Genomic DNA, 17,891 nt, shown 5'->3' on the forward strand with positions numbered 1-17,891 from the left:
GGGTGGCCCTTTTTAATAATCGAATCGTTTAGTACTTAAGATTGGCGCCGCGCCTAGGGGTCATAATCCAAACTGGGTGACAACCAACGCTCCATTGTCTTCATTTCCATGCCTTTACGTTGGGCTATCGACGTAACTTGATCCTTCCCAATGCGGCCCACCGCAAAATAACGAGATTCGGGATGGGAGTAATAAAATCCGCTCACCGCTGCGGCAGGGTGCATCGCAAGGTGCTCGGTTAATATAATCCCGGTCTGGTTAGTGGCATCTAACAAGTTAAATAGCGTGGTTTTTTCAGTGTGGTCGGGGCAGGCCGGGTAGCCTGGCGCTGGACGAATACCCTGATAGCTTTCTTTAATAAGTTCGGCATTACTCAGTTCTTCATCCGGCGAATAGTGCCAGAATTCTTTCCGTACCCGACGATGTAAGGTCTCCGCAAAGGACTCTGCTAAGCGATCTGCCAAGGCTTTCACCATAATGGAGTTGTAATCGTCGTTGGCTTTCTCATACTCCGCGGCAAGTTGGTCAGCGCCTAAACCCGTGGTAACAGCAAAGCCACCAACATAGTCGGTAATGCCGCTGTCTTGCGGTGCAATATAATCGGCCAAGCTCATTTGCGGCTTATCGTCAGGCTTTTGAGCTTGTTGGCGAAGGTGATGAAGGGTGGCAAGCTGCGCTCCACCGTTTGGATCTAATACGGCGATATCATCACTGCCTGAGCGATGGGCGGGCCAGAAACCGATAACGCCATTGGCCTGCAGTAGCTTGTTGTTTATTAGGTGATCAAGCATCTTTTGGGCATCATCAAATAGATTGCGAGCCGCCTCGCCGACGGTTTCATCTTGTAAAATCTTGGGGTATTTACCTGCGAGTCCCCAAGATATAAAGAAGGGCGTCCAGTCTATGGTTTCTCGCAATTCTTCCAATGGGTAGTCTGTGAAGGCGCGCGTGCCAAGGAAAGTGGGCGTTGGCGGGGTGTAGTTATCCCAGTCCCATTGATAGGCCAAGTCGCAGGAAGCCTCGTAAGTATGCAGCCGTTTTTTACCCTTGTTGCCTTCCCGGCGCGCGCGCACGCGCTCGTACTCGTCTTTTCTTTCTGCCACAAAAGCGGCCTTGAGATCTTGGCTTATGAGCTGAGTTGCCACCGCAACACTGCGCGAGGCGTCAGGTACATAGACTACGGCGTCATTTTTGTACTTGGGTTCAATCTTAACCGCGGTATGGGCCTTGGATGTGGTTGCCCCGCCAATCATCAGCGGAATAGTAAAACCGAGGCGCTCCATTTCACTGGCCACGTGCACCATTTCGTCTAGGGACGGAGTAATGAGTCCACTTAGCCCAATAATATCAACGTTCTCGCGTTTGGCAGCTTCCAGTATTTTGTCGCAGGGCACCATTACGCCAAGGTCAATAACCTCAAAGTTATTGCATTGCAGCACCACGCCGACGATATTTTTTCCGATATCGTGGACGTCGCCTTTTACTGTTGCCATTAGCACTTTGCCGTTGGCCTTCGCGCCGACGCCTTTGCCTGCTTCAATAAAGGGATTGAGATAGGCAACAGCCTGCTTCATAACGCGGGCAGATTTTACCACCTGTGGCAAAAACATCTTGCCGTCGCCGAATAGATCGCCAACTACGTTCATGCCATCCATTAAGGCGCCCTCGATAACATCGATGGGCTTAACGGCGGCCGCGCGAGCGGTTTCTGCATCTTCTTCTATATATGTGGAAATACCTTTTACCAGGGCGTGCTCAATGCGCTTATTAACCGGCAGCTCACGCCAGCTAAGGTCTTCTTTGTTCTCGGCGACACTGCCATCACCCTTATATTTGGCGGCAATATTTAACAGCCGCTCGGTGCTATCGCTGCGACGGTTGAGGATGACGTCTTCAACATGCTCTTTTAACTCGCTAGGTAGATCGTCATAAATTGCGAGCTGGTTTGCGTTAACAATACCCATATCCATGCCGGCTTTAATGGCGTGGTATAAAAAGACGGAGTGAATCGCTTCGCGTACCGGATTATTGCCGCGGAAGGAGAAAGAGACATTGGACACGCCGCCAGACACCATGGCGTAGGGCAGCTCTTTTTTGATGTAAGCGGTGGCTTCAATAAAGTCCACAGCATAATTGTTGTGTTCGTCGATGCCGGTCGCAACCGCAAAAATATTGGGGTCGAAGATGATGTCTTGGGGAGGAAAACCAATTTCATCGACCAAAATATCATAGCTGCGCTTAGAGATATCCGCCTTGCGCTTGAAGGTGTCGGCTTGACCATCTTCGTCAAAAGCCATAACCACCACAGCAGCGCCGTATTTTAGACAGGAGCGGGCGCGCTCGCGGAATTCCTGCTCGCCTTCTTTAAGGGATATCGAGTTAACAATGGGCTTGCCTTGAATACATTTTAGGCCGGCCTCGATCACTTCCCATTTGGAGGAATCGACCATAATAGGCACCCGGCAAATATCGGGTTCTGTTGCCACCAAATTAAGGAATGTGACGATGGCGTGTTGCGCATCGAGCATGCCTTCATCCATATTAATATCAATAATCTGGGCGCCATTTTCGACCTGTTGGCGAGCAACGGCTAAAGCGGCGTCGTAATCATTTTCTAATATCAGGCGCTTGAACGCAGCAGATCCGGTGACGTTACAGCGTTCACCCACATTCACAAACAGAGAGTCTGGGCCGATGTGGAAGGGCTCAAGGCCCGCCAATCTGCAAACCGGTTCGCGCTCGGGCAATGGCCTTGGCGCAATACCTTCCATCGCTTCGCCAATCGCTTGAATGTGTGCTGGCGTGGTACCACAGCAGCCACCTACTAAATTTAGGAAACCTCGCTGGGCAAACTCCTTGAGCTCATTGTGCATGTCTTCCGGGGTTTCGTCGTATTCGCCAAATTCATTGGGTAAGCCAGCGTTGAAATGACCGCTGAAATAGCAATCTGAAGCCTCACAAAGCTCTTCAACAAATGGTCGTATCTCACTGAATCTACGGCCACAATTGGTGCCAATGATTAGAGGTTTAGCGTGCGCGATAGAGTTCCAAAACGCCGTGGGTGTTTGCCCGGATAAGGTCCGGCCACTGGTATCGGGAAAGGTCACCGAAATCATAATAGGCCGCTTTTGACCGCTGTCCTCAAAGTATTGCAGTACTGCGTAGACCGCCGCTTTCGCGTTTAAGCTATCGAACACAGTCTCTATCATCAAAATATCAGCGCCGCCGTCGATCAGGCCGCGCGTCGCAGCGTAGTAGTTTTCAACCAGTTGATCGAAATTAATATTTCGGGCGCCAGGGTCATTCACATCGGGTGAAATAGACGCAGTGCGGGGGGTGGGACCGATAACGCCGGCAACGAAGCGTGGTTTGGCAGGGTTTTTTGCGGTTTCGGCGTCAGCGACTTCGCGGGCTAATTCGGCGCCAGCGCGGTTTAGTTCCTCGGCAATCTCGCCCAACTCGTAATCGTCTTGGGCTACAGCGGTGGAATTAAAGGTATTGGTTTCGATAACATCGGCGCCAGAGTCAAGATAGGCTTGATGGATTTCACGAATAACGTCTGGTCGAGTCAGTGTTAGTAGATCGTTATTGCCTTTTAAATCCTTATGGAAGTCTGCGAAGCGTGGCCCACGATAATCCATTTCCTCAAGCTTATAACTTTGGATCAAGCTGCCCATCGCGCCGTCGATAATCAATATCCGGTTTTGGAGGGCTTGAGTAAGTTGGGTGATGCGGGACGTGGACTGGCTCATGGATATCCTGATAATTAAAACAATTAAAGTGCTAAAGCGCGTCTCGGACTGTGGCCGGAAAGGGCTTCGTGGTAAACTCTGTAATTCTAACAGATACACGGCCCAGCATTGAAATTGTTTGGCAAAACAGCGAGATATACAGAGGTTATTATGTCAACAGAGCAAACAGCCGTTAATGTGACGATCACAGAGCCCGCCCAAGACTACCTTGCGGATCTCTTAACAAAGCAGGACGACGTGATCGGCGTGCGGGTGTTCATCACACAGCCAGGTACTCCAAAAGCCGAGACCTGTATTGCCTATTGCCGCGAAGGTGATATGACCGATAATGATGAGGTGCGCGATTACCCCAAATTCAAAGCCTTCTTTGAGGGGCGCAGTATTCCCTTCTTAGACGATGCGTTTATCGATTACTCAAAAGATCGCATGGGTGGTCAGCTAACTATTAAAGCGCCGAATGCGCGCCTACCTAGGGTAGACGCAAATAGTCCACTGGAAGATCAAGTTAACTATGTTCTATATAACGAAGTAAATCCTTCGCTGGCAGCGCACGGTGGTGAAGTGTCGTTACAGGAACTCACTGACGACAACTTTGCCATCTTGAAATTCGGCGGCGGCTGCCAAGGCTGCGGCATGGTAGATGTGACGCTGAAAGAAGGTGTTGAAAAAACCTTGATTGAAAAAGTGCCAGGCTTAGCGGGCGTTAAAGATACGACCGACCACAGCAATACTGAAAATGCGTATTTTAAATAGCGTCAAGCCCTAGCGCTCGACACGTCAATGCAGCCAAGCCAAGCACTTTTTGGCTTGGCTTTTTTAGAGAAGTCCAGTATGCAATTACCCCATTCGCGCACCAATATTCAGGTGCGGTTTTCTGACCTTGATATGTTAGGTCACGTATCTAATAGCTACTACGCGCAGTATTTCGATTTGGCGCGGGTGACATTTTTTAGAAATATCGAGAAATTATGTGTTCGTCCCCATGTGCAGTACGTTGTCGCTAGCGTAAAAATGGATATGCTGCGGGAGATTCGTTTCGACCACAATGTGGTGGTGGATACCTGGTGTTCAAAGAAGGGCAATAAAAGCATGACCATTGAGCATGTTATCTATGCCAATGGTCAAAAAGCGACCACCTGCCAAACCGTACTGGTGGGCTTTGATCGTGAAACTCGCAGTTCTACCGTCTTGCCAAATGATTGGGAAACGACGGATCTCAGTGGTGTCGTGCCACCGTCAATAGCGACTTAGCCTTATACCGCATGACAATAGATACATTAAGCTGCTATTGCGGAAGTGCTAAGCTTTACGGAAATTGTTGTGCTACTTACTTGCGCGGCGAGCAAAAGCCCTCGACCGCTGAAGCGCTTATGCGCTCTCGATTTACTGCGTTTTGTTTAAAAGATGCAGACTATTTATTGGCAAGCCTACATAAAGAAGCTCGCGCTAAGGAAAGCCGCAAAGCATTGTTGCGCAGCTTTGGTAATACCCAATGGTGCTCATTAAGAGTTATTCGATGTCAGCAAGGTGCGCCGGGGCAGCAGCGTGGTGAGGTTGAATTTGCCGCTTTTTATCTTGATGGTGACATCGGCGGCCAGCTCCATGAGCGCTCGCGCTTCGTTTTTGAAGAGGGATGCTGGTTTTATGTGGATGGCGATATTTTGCCGCCTATTTCACTGGCTAGAAACGAAGCATGTTGGTGTGGAAGCGGGCGTAAGTTAAAGAAGTGTCATCCGGAATAGGGGCGTCGAATGTCGGTCTTAAGAGTGCTTTCCTATAACGTACACAAAGGTTTTTGCTCAGCTAATCGGCAGTTTCTGCTTGAAAAAATTCGCCAAAGTATCCGTGTCGTTGATGCCGATGTTGTTTTTTTGCAGGAAGTCGTTGGTGAAAATACTCAGCATGCCTCACAGATTGATGGCTGGATTGACGAGGGCCAATTTGAATTTCTCGCCGATACGGTTTGGCCGCATTTCTCTTACGGTAAAAATGCGGTATACGACCATGGTCATCACGGTAATGCCATTCTAAGTAAATACCCCATCATCAATAGTGAGAATATAGATATCTCACTCTACCGCCGTTCGCAGCGCGGATTGCTACTTAGTCAAATACAGCCTGGCATATATGTTATTTGTGTACATATGGGTTTATTGGGCTGGGAGCGGCGCCAGCAGTTTAAACGCTTAATGAGGGTGATTGAGGAAAAAGTTCCGGCAGACGCACCACTTATCATTGCGGGTGATTTTAACGATTGGAGCGGCTCACTGCATTCACGCTTTAACAACAAGCTAAAATTGCGCGAAGCCTCAGTGCAGGCGAACGGTAAGTTGGCAAAGACATTTCCTGCAAAGCGGCCGGTATTGCGTCTGGATAGAATCTATTTTAGAGGGTTTGAGGCGTTGGCGGCAAAACGCTTGAGTGGTGAGCCTTGGCGATCATTGTCTGACCATTGCGCTTTATATGCAGAGCTAGAAATTGAGGTTTTACGGCGGTAAGCCAAATTTTGGTCGGAGGTGGGTGGAAAAAAGCCCCTGGAGTAGGGGCAAAAAAACCATGCATTATGGTTGTGAAGCCTCTAGTCTACGCAGCCAGTATTATAACGGATGTGGTATATGGGGCTGCAATGGTCAGTCCAAAAAAAAGCGCCCGAAGGCGCTTTAAACACTATACCAAAATTCTTACCGCTTACCGCTTGCGGCTTGGCAAAACGTCTTTTAAGCGTTCACGCATGGTGCGCAGCGCAGTTTCTGTTTCTTCCCAACCAATGCAGCCATCGGTAACTGATACACCGTAAGCGAGCTTAGACAGATCTTCAGGAATACTTTGGTTGCCAGCATTAATGTTGCTCTCAATCATCAAGCCGATAATTGAGTTGTTGCCTTCAATAACCTGATTAGTCACATTTTCGATGACCAGTGGCTGCAGCGAAGGTTGCTTGCTGGAGTTGGCGTGACTGGTATCAACCATAATATTAAGTGGTATGCCGGATTTATCCAATTCAGCTTCACATAATTTAATATGAACAGAATCATAGTTGGGGCCTTGGCTGCCGCCGCGTAACACAATATGGGTATAGGCATTGCCACGGGTGTGAATGACCGATACTTGCCCTTCGCCATTAATACCCAGAAAACGATGGGGTTTAACCGCTGAGCCAATTGCGTTCAGTGCCACTGTTAAGCCGCCGTCAGTACCATTTTTAAAACCGACAGCTGACGATAAACCGCTAGCCATTTCGCGATGGGTTTGTGACTCAGTGGTGCGTGCGCCAATGGCCGACCATGATATGCAGTCTTGCAGGTACTGTGGCGAAATCGGGTCTAGGGCCTCGGTAGAGGTCGGCAGACCAAGCTCGCTGATATCAAGCAGGAGTTTACGGCCAATATGTAAACCTTCTTCAATTTTGAAGGTGTCATTGAGGTAGGGGTCGTTGATTAAGCCTTTCCAGCCAACGGTGGTGCGCGGCTTTTCAAAATACACGCGCATAATAATCACGAGGGTGTCGCTAACTTCGTCCGCTAAGACTTTTAAGCGCCGAGCATAGTCCATAGCAGCATCAACATCATGGATAGAGCAAGGGCCCACTACCACGAACATACGATGATCTTTGCCATCCAGTATATTTCTGACGGTTTCGCGACCAAGTGAAACCACTTCTTTGGCAGCGTCGCTCATCGGCAGCGCCGCTTTTAATGCCGCAGGAGTAATAAGAATTTCCTGGGCATCAACATTTACATTTTCAATGACAGTGTTAGACATAATACTTCCGATTTCGGAGACCTATAAACTCAACTTAGCTGGCTATTCTAACGTAAAAGTATGCCAATTAAATATCCAGCACCGTCCTAGGCAGGTAAAATACGCGCAAATTCTATGGAATATTGCCCTGTGCGCCCAAATAAATTCCAAGTAAATCGTCAATCGTCTGTCCCTTGGCCAATATCGGCCCTCGGGATATCAATCCTAGTGAGTGTTATTTTGACTGCTGCGACAGCCCATGCAGATGACGGTGATGATTTGCCAGTCGTTAAAATGACGCCACAGATTCGAATAGATCAACTTCAAGAGCAGAGCTTTGTTGGGCTATCCTGCGATCAACTTGCCAGCGCAGAGGCCCACACTCCCACTGAGCAGCGCGAACTGGCGCAGCGTAAGCAAGTGTGTCTTTCCAAGTACCAAAAATTTATTCCTAAAAAGGCCCTTAAATAATGGCAAAACATCGCGCCATCAATACCTTTAAGCCCGCAAAAAAAATCGCCGCTAAGCATAGCTCGCTGCCCATAGAACTGAAAATTGATAGTTTGGCTGACGATGGCCGTGGGGTTGCGCGCCATGACAATAAAGTTGTGTTTATTGCAGATGCCTTGCCGGGCGAAACGGTGTTGGCGAAAGCATCGCGTTTACATAAGCGTTTTGATGAAGCTGAGTTACTAGATATCATCACGGCTTCGGCGGATCGGGTGGCGCCTATTTGTGCTATTTATTATCAATGCGGAGGCTGCCAGTTACAGCACTTAAATTACCCGAGTCAGCTTGCCTATAAGCGCGCCAAGTTAGATAAAGTCATCACTGGCAATGGTGGCGCTGCCGCAGAGACGGCGATGCTGCAGGCTAGCGACACACAGTATCGTCATCGCGCACGCTTGTCGTATTACAAGGGTCAACTCGGCTTTAAGGCTAAGTCTAGTCACAATATTGTTGCCGTTGAACAATGCCCGCTATTAGAAAACCCTATCAATACCGCCTTGGCGCAAAACCGAAACGCGATATGCCGCTACTTCGGTGACAAGGCAAAAGGGGAGGTGTCGTTTAGCGCCGATCGCGACGGCCGCGTTGGTATACATATTCAGAAAGACGGATTTGTGGATTTAAAACGCAGTGAACAGCTAGCCGCTGATATCGAGGCGCCGGCATTTTTATATAGCGTTACTGGCAGCAAAGGCCCAGCTTGGCTTGGCGCAAGTTCACCGCTGCAGTATCAAACGCTAAACGCGCTGACACTGCGCTATCAACCTGGTGACTTCACTCAGGTTAACACCGCTGTGAACAGGCAAATTATTGATCTATGTTTGGCTTGGCTGGCACCACAGCCTGATGAGCAAATCGCCGATTACTTTTGCGGTCTTGGTAATTTTAGCTTGGCCCTCGCAAACGCAGGGGCTCGGGTATCGGGCTTTGACGCCGGCGAAAGTATGATTCGTAGCGCTACTCAGCAAGCCTTAGACGCGGGTCTGCCGATTGACTATTTCTGTGTGGATCTTTTTGATTCAGCGGCGATCACTATTCCAGCAGGCTGCCATAAAGTCATTCTCGATCCGCCACGCGCCGGCGCGAAAATCCTGTGTGAGTACTTGGCTGCCAATAAAGTCGTCAGCAGTATTGCCTACGTTTCCTGTGATCCGGCAACCTTGGCCCGGGACCTGGCCATTTTATCTGCAGCGGGCTTTAGTATTGCACAGGCCGCAATGGCCGATATGTTTCCCCATACTCACCATGTAGAAAGTGTGGTTTTCCTAACACGCTAAAGCGCATGGGCGGGCAGCTGTTAGGGATTTAGTGCGGCGATATAATCATCTGCATAACGTTTAATCCCGTCTATCTTCTCATCTAAATCCTGGGTGTCGCCATGGTAGAAGGGCCAGGGTTGGGTCAGGATATGGCTAACACCTCCGTCCTCTAAACGACGGTAAGCATCGGGAGTGAAGGCATCTGATGGTGTTGCCATCACCGAAAACGGGCGATCTTCGCGGCCGTACTCCCTGCGATACTGCTGTATTTTGGCGATACTGGCTAAGATATCTTCGCTGGTTTGTAAGTCTGTGACCCAGCCGTCGCCGATTCTCGCTGCTCGCCGCATGGCTGCGTCACTGATGCCGCCCACCCAGATGGGGATGTAAGCGCTAGGCGCCGGGTTCATCTCTAAAGGGGGGAATTGATAATGTTTACCCTGATATTCGACCAGCTCACCGGTCCACAGTAGGCGCATAATTTCGATCATTTCATCAGCGCGTTTACCACGGGTGTGAAAATCTTGCTGTAGCAACTCAAACTCATCCTTTGACCAACCAACTCCGATGGCGGGGATAACGCGATTATCGGAAATAATGGCGGCAGTGCTAATCGCTTTGGCCACCAAAAACGGGTTTCGCATTGGCAGTACAAATATATTGTTGGTGAATTTCAGCTTAGTGGTAATACTCGCCAGTGCGCCTATCATCACCCAGGGATCTGGCCAATCGGTAAAGGGCTGCCAGCGGCGCTCGCCGTTTTCAGTATAGGGATAAGGGGTCTTGAGTTTTTCTGGATTTACCACATGGTCTGAGAATGACATTGCCTCCCAGCCACAACTATCTGCAGTAATCGCCAGTTTTTTTAAGTCAGCGACGCTACTAAACGACGTCGATATAACAAAGTGCATGGTAGCGTCCTATTATTTTTATGGGCCATGGCAGCGGGCCGTGATCAGTGCTTCGCTGCTAAATTGTGTTTTTCACAGATATAAGTTAGCAGGCCGCTTGCTGCATTTTCAATTTGCGCAATGACCTGATCAAAGGCGGCATCATCGTCATAGTAAGGATCTGCAACCTGGGCATTGCCAGCGTGGCCACAATAATCCATCAATAGCTTTATCTCACCTTGATAGCCAGCCGGTGCCCATGCAGTCACATTTGTCAGATTCATGCGGTCCATTGCGACCACATAATCAGCTCGTTCATAGTCACCGTCATCGATTTGTCGGGCTATTTGATTGTCAATCCGGTAGCCGCGTCTGAGAGAAGCCGCCGATGATCGAGGATCTGGTGATTTGCCGATATTAAATGCGGCGGTGCCGCAGGAATCGACGGTGATCAAGGTGTTTAACCCGGTGTTTTGCAGCAAGTGCTCAAATACACCTTGGGCCGCGGGTGAACGGCAGATATTACCCAGACAAACAAAAACAACATGAATTGGCATTACAATACAGGCGATCCGAATAGCAAATTTATGCCGCTAAAATAGCACCCATACGATAATGCTACATCATCCATTTGGTGGGTTGGGGATTAAAATAAGTAATTAGCGGTGGGCCAACAGAACCACAAATTTAGGGTTGGAATCAATAATGTCACAGCGTCCAAACAGTTTTCTGAGAGCGTTGTGGTAGCCCAAATGCCGATTGCCAACCACGCATAGGCGTCCGTTTGGCGCTAAGTGTTTTAGGCTGTCGCGAAACATAGCTTGGGCAATGTGATCACCCACATGGTGGTCCTGATGAAACGGCGGATTACACAGAATCAAATCGAATGGCTCACCGTGATAATTAGATAGGCAGTCATCGGCGCTGAAGGTGCAGCTGGATGCAATATTGGGTTTTCGTGAGTTTGCCTGAACTGTTCGGCGCGCGGAATCGATGGCTAGAAACGAGTCATCGAAGAAGTGAAGTTCGGCTTCAGGCCATATACCTTGCGCGTAAACACCCAGTAAGCCATTGCCGCAAGCTAAATCTGCGACGCGCGTTGGGGCGGCTAAGGTGTCCATAGCGCGCAGCATGATACGACTGCCTTGGTCGAGCTTGTCACGGGAAAAAACGTTAGCACGGTTGTGCAGCGTTAAGCCGAACTCTGGCACTTCAACGATTTTGCAGTCATCGTCAACTTCTCGATTGAATGACATGTTTTGCAATTGGATTAGGCGGGCCTTTTTGCGCGCCAAGCTGGGTCTGGCTGGCACTAAGTACTTGGAAAAGGTCGCCACCACATTGTGATCAATATGGCGCGCCATTGCGGCGGCAATAAACTGCTCGGGGCGGCTGAAGAGGGGCGCCAAGTGTTGCAATTGATATTGCAGCAAGGATCGCGCTTTAGGAAGTTTGTATAAAATATAATCAAAACTTCCCTGTGGTATATCACTTGCGGGAATAAATTCTGGCGCCGCAAGCTGATTGCGTGCGCAGTTTTCATTCGCAGAGAGTTGGCTGATAGCGGAGTCCGCCCACAGCGTGCAGCGGTATGTGGATAGAGCCGCACATAAGCTACCTTGGCTGTCATTCACAATCAGAATGCGACTGTCGACTGCGATGCTCTGGCTAGCAAGGTGCTGCAGTAAATACTCGTCTGCGGCGTCCCACGGCTGCAGGGTTTCGCGGTCACGATGGGGGCGGCGACTAAGTTGCAGGCTAGCAAATGGCGTGTCGAACTGGGCAAGTTGCGGCATCTAAATGTCGCTTACCGGCTCAAGTAATAGGGCTTGCAGGGCTAAACGTTGGCTTTGAGAAAAGCCCAAGGCGGTCTCGATGTAATTATCGATGTCACCGTATTCCTCTTCAATCGCCTTAAAAGCTTCACCCAAGTAATGTGCCTGCACAGTAAAAAGGGTGCGAATAACGTCTTGATTTACCTGGTGCACGGTTTTTTCGTATACGTAATGCACAATGCTATCCACTCTTGCCGCGGTGTAGGTGTTGGTGGCGAGATAGTCCTGCAAGATGGTTTCCTGCGGCACTCCCAGAATACTTAACAGCAAGGCGGCGCCAAAGCCGGTTCGATCTTTACCAGCAGTGCAATGGAACACCTGCGGGTAGCTGTCTTCGTTGAGCAGCGCTTGCAGCCACTGCCGATAAATGGGTGTAAAGCGTTCAACCATTTCCCGGTTTGCTTCGATTAAGAAATGCGCCATATCATCGGCGGTGGCATTCTCTTCTTGCAGTCGCAGGGTGATGCGTTCTATTTGTGCCGCGTCCACGGTAATAGGCAATTCATTGATTGTGATACCGGCATTGAGGGGGAGCTTGTGGGGCGAGTCCCGGCGTTCTTCATCAGATCGAAAATCGCTGACTTGGCTGATGCCTAAACGCAAAATAAAATCTTGATCTTGCTCAGAGAGCGATGAGAGTTTGTCTGAGCGATAAACGCGGCCCCACTTAAGCTGGCGTTTGTCACTGGTGCGATAGCCCCCTAGATCGCGGAAATTATGCATGCGGTCAAAGGTTAATTTACGCGCTGCTTCCCGCTCAGATTCCGGTAGCAAGGCGGGAATGACGCGAGTTTTCGCCGGTATGGAGTCGGCCGCCGCGTGCGGTGTTGCGTGAATTAAATCTATAGTATTCATCGTCTTAAAATTTTTACCTCGTGTGATATCTAGATTAGAATCACGTTTTCTCAATGTTCATATGAGATTGGCGGCTGGCCCGATACTCGCCGGGAGTCATTCCCGTCCATTTTTTAAAAGAGCGGTGAAACGCGCTGGGCTCATCAAAGCCAAGCAGCGCGGATACCGCGTTCACTTTAAGCTCCGGTTGATTAAGCCATCGGGTCGCGTGCTCTTGACGCAGCTCATCCTTAAATCTTTGGTAGGTGGTGTCGAGGTCTTTTAAGCGCCGGCGCAAGGTTCTGACCGACATATTTAATTGCTCAGCCATGACCACCACACTGGGAAATTCATGGCTTAGATCGCTGCCGACGATGCGCTTCATTTGTGATAGCAGTGAGCTGTCGTCGTCTTCCTGTGACACCAGTAAATGGTAGGGCGCGTTGCGAAGAAATTTTTGCAGCGACTCTTCGGTGTGAATAAGTGGACAGTCTAAGCAGTATTCCGCGAGTAAAAAGGCATTGTGATCACAAGCAAAGCGGACTTCGCAGCCAAACAGTTGCTCAAAATATTCCGCGCTTTCCGGGGCGTCGCCTTGTAAATGAACGCCGATTAATTCAAGTGGCTTGCCAATTAACCACTGACAGAAACGCCGCCAGATTGCCATGGTGTGAGCCATGGTGGTACTAGACGCATTCGCGTCGCTCACCAGACCGACATTCTCTGGGAAGCGGTAGAGCGCCGTGCCATCACCTAAACGCTCTATGGGCCGTCTATTGCTATTTGATGTTTCGGTGAGGGTATGGCAAAAGTTGATAAATTCGGCGGCTCGGCGCAAAGCTTGTTCTAAGGTTTCGCAGTGGATGATAAACAAGCACAGCATTCTAAAGCTGCCGGCTGGGGTCCGATGGTCTAAACCTAAGCCGAAGGATTCATCTTGCAATAGCCACATCACGCGGCGGTATATTTTGCTGTAGTAGCGGCCGTCAATCAAAGAATCCAAATCTGCATTCGGCGCGAGTGGGTCAATGGGTAAATCCAGCGAACGCAATAGGTCTTCGCCGTTATAGCCCTGAGCTTCGGCAACCTGGAGCATGCTGCGCGCATATTTTAGCGGGACACGATCTTTGTGTGAGGGGTGGATGTTACGCACGCTAAACCTTAATTCTATGAATGGGTTACACAGATCCCCAAAAAGAAAACCCGCATATTTGAACTACCGTAATGACGTGGAAGAGTTTACCGCGTATTGACGGCAAGATGGACCTTATGCGCCGCGATATTTCGCCGGTTTAACGTGGGCTTGCGCTGAGACCCTCCCAGAAATGGCAGGCAGTAAAATGCTCGCCATCCTCTGCACGCAGTAATGGCGGATCACTTTTGCATTTTGCCTGCGCGAAGGCGCAGCGGGTGTGAAAACGACAACCAGGCGGTGGCGCCATAGGAGAGGGTATATCACCGCCAATTTGGCTAACATCCTCGGCTAAGCTGCCTAGCTTTGGTATGGCTGCCAGCAAGCCTTGGGTATAGGGGTGGCGGGCCTGGCGATAAATACTTTGGGCGTCGCCAATTTCGACAATCTGGCCTAAATACATGACCGCAATGCGGTCACTCATGTGCCGAACCACACCCAAGTCATGAGAAATAAATAACATGCTTAGCTTGAGCTCACGCTGTATTTCTAACAGTAAATTCAAAATTTGCGCTTGCACCGACACGTCTAATGCAGATACTGCCTCATCGCATATCAACACACTTGGGTTCAGCGCGATGGCTCTGGCAATACCAATACGCTGGCGCTGGCCGCCAGAGAACTCATGGGGGTATTTACTGTTGGCTGAACTCGGCAAACCGACTAAATCTAGGAGTTCTGCTACGCGCTGGCGTCGACTCTCGCGGTCACCAATGCCGTGAATAAGCAATGGTTCTTCGATAATGGTGGCGACGGTGTGGCGGCTATTTAGAGATTCAAAGGGATCTTGAAAGATCATTTGTAAAGAGCGGCGGTATGCCCGCATGGATCGGTCTGAAAGACCGGCAATATCTTTGCCCTGATAGATAACGCGGCCGGCGGTTGGGCGGTGCAGATTCAGTATCGCCTTGCCTAAACTACTTTTGCCGCAGCCAGACTCCCCAACCAGACCGAGTGTTTCCCCAGCATGCAGTTGAAAGCTGAGATTGTCGACAGCCCGGACCACGGCGCGCTCGCGGCCGAAAATACCACTGCGCTGAGAAAAATGGAGCTGCAGGTCTTGAACATCAAGAATAAGCTTACTCATTGCGCGATCTCCTGCCACCGATGACAGGCTACCATGATCGAGTCGCTCGTTTTGTCCTGCGGTGGGACTTCGCGATGGCAGATACCGGCAACATGGCGACAGCGATTTGCAAAGCGGCAGCCCGTGGGCATATTTTCTATGGCTGGCACTTGGCCTTCCAGCGCATATAAGGCCGACTTAGGTGGATGGTTAACACCTGGCAGCGCCGCAATTAAGCTCTTAGTATAGGGATGACGGGGGCTTGCAAAGACGTGTTGCGCAGGCCCGTATTCGGCGATCTTTCCGGCATACATCACCGCAATATGATCGCTCACCTGAGAGACCAAGGCGAGGTCGTGGGTAATGAATAACATGGCCATGCCGTTTTTTGCCTGCAAGCCTTTTAACAGTCGAACGATTTGGGCTTGAATTGTCACGTCCAGGGCGGTCGTAGGTTCATCTGCAATCAATAAATCGGGTTCGCAAGCCAGCGCCATGGCAATCATCACCCGCTGTCGCATGCCGCCGGAAAGCTGGTGGGGATAAGCTGATAGTCTCTCTTCGGGCGCAGGTATCCCGACTTCGCGCAAAAGTGATAACACCCGGTCGCGATGGGCTTGGCGAGACATGGCGGGGAAGTGAATACCGAGTACTTCGATAATCTGCTGCGCCACGGTTTGCACCGGGTTTAATGCTGTCATCGGGTCTTGAAATATTACCGCGATATTTTTTCCGCGAATTTTTCGGAGGCGGGCAGGGGGCGCCGCGCTGATGTCCTCATTATTAAATAATATCCGCCCCTTGCTGCGCATAGCTTGGGGTTTTGGCAGTAAATCTAGAATAGACATGGCGGTAAGGCTTTTACCGCAGCCAGATTCACCAACCAGCCCCAGGGTTTCACCGGCGGCGATATCAAAGGATATTGAGCTGACGAGTTCGCGGGGGACGCCATCGTCCCCTCGTATGGCGACCGACAGGTCTTGTACGGACAGTAAACTCATGGCGACACCATCCAGGTCTTATCTATAATCATCACTTTCGGCAGTGCTTGGTCATCTGCCTTGGCATCTAATGTGGCTTGTTGTTCATCAGCATCAATCCAAAAAAGCCCGCCGCTGCCACCTAAGGGGTCAAATAAAACATCACTGGTGCGGGTGCCGTGGCTTGGCGGCAGCTTTATCCAGCGCCAAAATGCTTCGCGGGTATAGGGGACTTTAAAGGTGGGAATAAATGAGCCTTGGTCGTGAACCATTTGCTCGAGTTCATGCGCTAATTGAACCCTCGTCGCTTTTTCTGTTGCAGTCCGGTACGCCATAATTTTTGCGTCTAAGGCTTTATTGTCGGTATTGGTGACATTGTTGGTTTGCGGTTTATGGGCGTTATCTGAATGGTAAAATTCCCAATAGCGCGGAGATAAGCCGCCGCCAGACCACCCCATCCATGCAGCCTGATGTTTGTTCTCCATAATTTGTTTGAACGCCGCGGAGGCATCCAGTAGTTGTAATTGAAAGTCGATACCGGCTTTGCGGGCTTCTTGAGCGAGGATAACCAAGCGGTCACTGTGGCCGCTGTTGTAATAGGTGATACGAATGTTCAAAGACTGGCCGTCTTTAACTCGAATACCGTCGCTGCCGCGCTCGCTCCAACCGGCTTTGTCGAGGTAATCAGCTGCGGTCTTTAAATCAAAGCTGCGGGCGCGGATTGTAGTATTGCTGTAGTCACCATAGCCGTCGTGAGCTGTTTGCAGTCGTTCATAATCGCCGTGTAATACCGTGTTTATGACCTTGTCTACATTGAGAGCGTGGGCAATGGCATAGCGCACATTGATGTCGTCCAGGGGCGTCGCATCTTCATTTAAAAACAAGCCGCTAATGGGTTGTGGTACGTCGTTATAAAATTTTATTTTACCCACGTAGCCGTTTTCGTAAATATCGCCCTGTGCCTTTTTATGCCAGAAACGCGGCATTAATAAGGGGAAGGTATCGAGCTGACCCTTGCGGAAGTATTGATAGGCAATATTTAGGTCGCGTATAAGCTTTACGCGAATATGGTCTGGGTTATAGCGGTGTTTAAAATAGTGCTTATCGTTGGCCCACCAGTCCTTTTTCCTAGTGAACTCCACATATTTACCTTTTCGAATTTCACTAATCAGGTACGGGCCGGTATTTGGCGCGATGCGCCAGTTAGATTCTCGCACCCAATTTTCGTCGAGGGTATGAAAATGTCGGGGCACGGGTGACACGCTGTATTCAAAGAGCATTTCGTCTTCGGGTTTGGGCGTCGCGCCCTCGATGCCGATGGTATAGTCATCATATTTGACTAGGCCGGTGATAATTTCGCTAAAGTAGTTGTTATACCAAGGTGCCAGAATGTATGTGGAGCGCATGAACTCCAAGCCGAAAACGTAGTCGTCGGCTGTTACAGGAGTGCCGTCAGACCAGCGCGCGTCGGGATCTAGGCGGAAATAGATACTGTGGCCATCGCTGCCCAACGCCCAATGGCTTGCCAGTTCGGGAATGGGTTTAAGCGTGTTGGGATGGATGCCCACCAAGCTTAAATTGTTCGCGCGCATATACCCCGCAAAGCTGCCATTTGAATCTGGACCAACCAAGCGCAGGGTTAGCGGGAAGGTGGTGACAAAGGTGCGGAAGCGACCGCCGCGTTGCGCTGTGGGGTCTGCAAAAATTGGATCGCTTACATTTGTCTGCCACACCAAGTCAGTCGGCAGATTATCCGGCAGCGCTTGCACGCTCAGACTAAATACTGTTATCGCGTTGATAAGAAAAAATAGTACTAACTTACGCATAATAAG

Annotated in this window: 16 protein-coding genes; 6 read left to right on the forward strand and 10 right to left on the reverse strand. The window is 50.0% G+C overall.

All coding sequences use genetic code 11. The features are described from left to right. Positions 1 to 53: 53 nt before the first annotated feature. The gene (metH, locus tag AB4875_RS10260) at positions 54 to 3,752 is read right to left on the reverse strand and encodes a methionine synthase (RefSeq protein WP_368375965.1); all 3,699 of its coding nucleotides are present in this window, start codon (positions 3,750 to 3,752) and stop codon (positions 54 to 56) included. A 150-nt stretch (positions 3,753 to 3,902) separates the two neighbouring features. Between metH and nfuA the strand changes: the two genes are divergently transcribed. The 4 genes from nfuA to AB4875_RS10280 all read left to right on the forward strand — a co-directional run bounded on the left by nfuA (position 3,903) and on the right by AB4875_RS10280 (position 6,250). Then, positions 3,903 to 4,505: a Fe-S biogenesis protein NfuA gene (gene nfuA / locus AB4875_RS10265; RefSeq protein WP_368375966.1), complete on the forward strand. Its 603-nt coding sequence runs from the start codon at positions 3,903 to 3,905 to the stop codon at positions 4,503 to 4,505. Positions 4,506 to 4,583: 78 nt separating this feature from the next. Next, the gene (locus tag AB4875_RS10270) at positions 4,584 to 5,003 is read left to right on the forward strand and encodes an acyl-CoA thioesterase (protein WP_368375967.1); all 420 of its coding nucleotides are present in this window, start codon (positions 4,584 to 4,586) and stop codon (positions 5,001 to 5,003) included. A gap of 11 nt (positions 5,004 to 5,014) precedes the next feature. Then, the gene (locus tag AB4875_RS10275; RefSeq protein ID WP_368375968.1) at positions 5,015 to 5,494 is read left to right on the forward strand and encodes a YchJ family protein; all 480 of its coding nucleotides are present in this window, start codon (positions 5,015 to 5,017) and stop codon (positions 5,492 to 5,494) included. A gap of 9 nt (positions 5,495 to 5,503) precedes the next feature. Next, positions 5,504 to 6,250, forward strand: coding sequence for an endonuclease/exonuclease/phosphatase family protein (locus AB4875_RS10280; RefSeq protein ID WP_368375969.1), 747 nt, complete (start codon positions 5,504 to 5,506; stop codon positions 6,248 to 6,250). A 190-nt stretch (positions 6,251 to 6,440) separates the two neighbouring features. On the opposite strand, the gene AB4875_RS10285 is transcribed toward AB4875_RS10280, so the two are convergent. Next, on the reverse strand, positions 6,441 to 7,514 hold the full coding sequence (locus tag AB4875_RS10285) for a 3-deoxy-7-phosphoheptulonate synthase (protein ID WP_368375970.1): 1,074 nt from the start codon (positions 7,512 to 7,514) through the stop codon (positions 6,441 to 6,443). A gap of 207 nt (positions 7,515 to 7,721) precedes the next feature. Here AB4875_RS10285 and AB4875_RS10290 point away from each other — a divergent pair, with 207 nt between their 5' ends. Both AB4875_RS10290 and AB4875_RS10295 read left to right on the forward strand, forming a co-directional pair. Next, positions 7,722 to 7,964: a hypothetical protein gene (locus AB4875_RS10290; RefSeq protein WP_368375971.1), complete on the forward strand. Its 243-nt coding sequence runs from the start codon at positions 7,722 to 7,724 to the stop codon at positions 7,962 to 7,964. Further along, on the forward strand, positions 7,964 to 9,280 hold the full coding sequence (locus tag AB4875_RS10295) for a class I SAM-dependent RNA methyltransferase (protein WP_368375972.1): 1,317 nt from the start codon (positions 7,964 to 7,966) through the stop codon (positions 9,278 to 9,280). Before AB4875_RS10290 ends, AB4875_RS10295 begins: the two co-directional genes overlap by 1 nt. Positions 9,281 to 9,300: 20 nt before the next feature. Here the strand turns inward: AB4875_RS10295 and AB4875_RS10300 are convergent, their stop codons facing one another. The 8 genes from AB4875_RS10300 to AB4875_RS10335 all read right to left on the reverse strand — a co-directional run bounded on the left by AB4875_RS10300 (position 9,301) and on the right by AB4875_RS10335 (position 17,885). After that, positions 9,301 to 10,173 carry an LLM class F420-dependent oxidoreductase gene (locus tag AB4875_RS10300; RefSeq protein WP_368375973.1) on the reverse strand — a complete coding sequence of 291 codons (873 nt, stop codon included), beginning with the start codon at positions 10,171 to 10,173 and terminating at the stop codon, positions 9,301 to 9,303. 44 nt (positions 10,174 to 10,217) lie between these two features. After that, on the reverse strand, positions 10,218 to 10,709 hold the full coding sequence (locus AB4875_RS10305; RefSeq protein WP_368375974.1) for a low molecular weight protein-tyrosine-phosphatase: 492 nt from the start codon (positions 10,707 to 10,709) through the stop codon (positions 10,218 to 10,220). 102 nt (positions 10,710 to 10,811) lie between these two features. After that, the gene (locus AB4875_RS10310) at positions 10,812 to 11,948 is read right to left on the reverse strand and encodes a methyltransferase (protein ID WP_368375975.1); all 1,137 of its coding nucleotides are present in this window, start codon (positions 11,946 to 11,948) and stop codon (positions 10,812 to 10,814) included. Then, positions 11,949 to 12,842: a tyrosine-protein phosphatase gene (locus AB4875_RS10315; RefSeq protein ID WP_368375976.1), complete on the reverse strand. Its 894-nt coding sequence runs from the start codon at positions 12,840 to 12,842 to the stop codon at positions 11,949 to 11,951. It lies immediately after the preceding gene. A 40-nt stretch (positions 12,843 to 12,882) separates the two neighbouring features. Continuing rightward, complete coding sequence (locus AB4875_RS10320) at positions 12,883 to 13,917, reverse strand: AraC family transcriptional regulator (protein WP_368375977.1); 1,035 nt, start codon at positions 13,915 to 13,917, stop codon at positions 12,883 to 12,885. A gap of 196 nt (positions 13,918 to 14,113) precedes the next feature. Further along, entirely contained in the window at positions 14,114 to 15,100 is a 987-nt protein-coding gene (locus AB4875_RS10325; RefSeq protein ID WP_368375978.1) for an ABC transporter ATP-binding protein, read from the reverse strand. Next, entirely contained in the window at positions 15,097 to 16,080 is a 984-nt protein-coding gene (locus AB4875_RS10330) for an ABC transporter ATP-binding protein (protein ID WP_368375979.1), read from the reverse strand. Before AB4875_RS10330 ends, AB4875_RS10325 begins: the two co-directional genes overlap by 4 nt. Next, entirely contained in the window at positions 16,077 to 17,885 is a 1,809-nt protein-coding gene (locus tag AB4875_RS10335; protein WP_368375980.1) for an extracellular solute-binding protein, read from the reverse strand. Before AB4875_RS10335 ends, AB4875_RS10330 begins: the two co-directional genes overlap by 4 nt. Positions 17,886 to 17,891: the final 6 nt, after the last annotated feature.

Source organism: Zhongshania sp. R06B22 (assembly GCF_040892595.1).
Taxonomy (GTDB): Bacteria; Pseudomonadota; Gammaproteobacteria; order Pseudomonadales; family Spongiibacteraceae; genus Spongiibacter; species Spongiibacter arctica.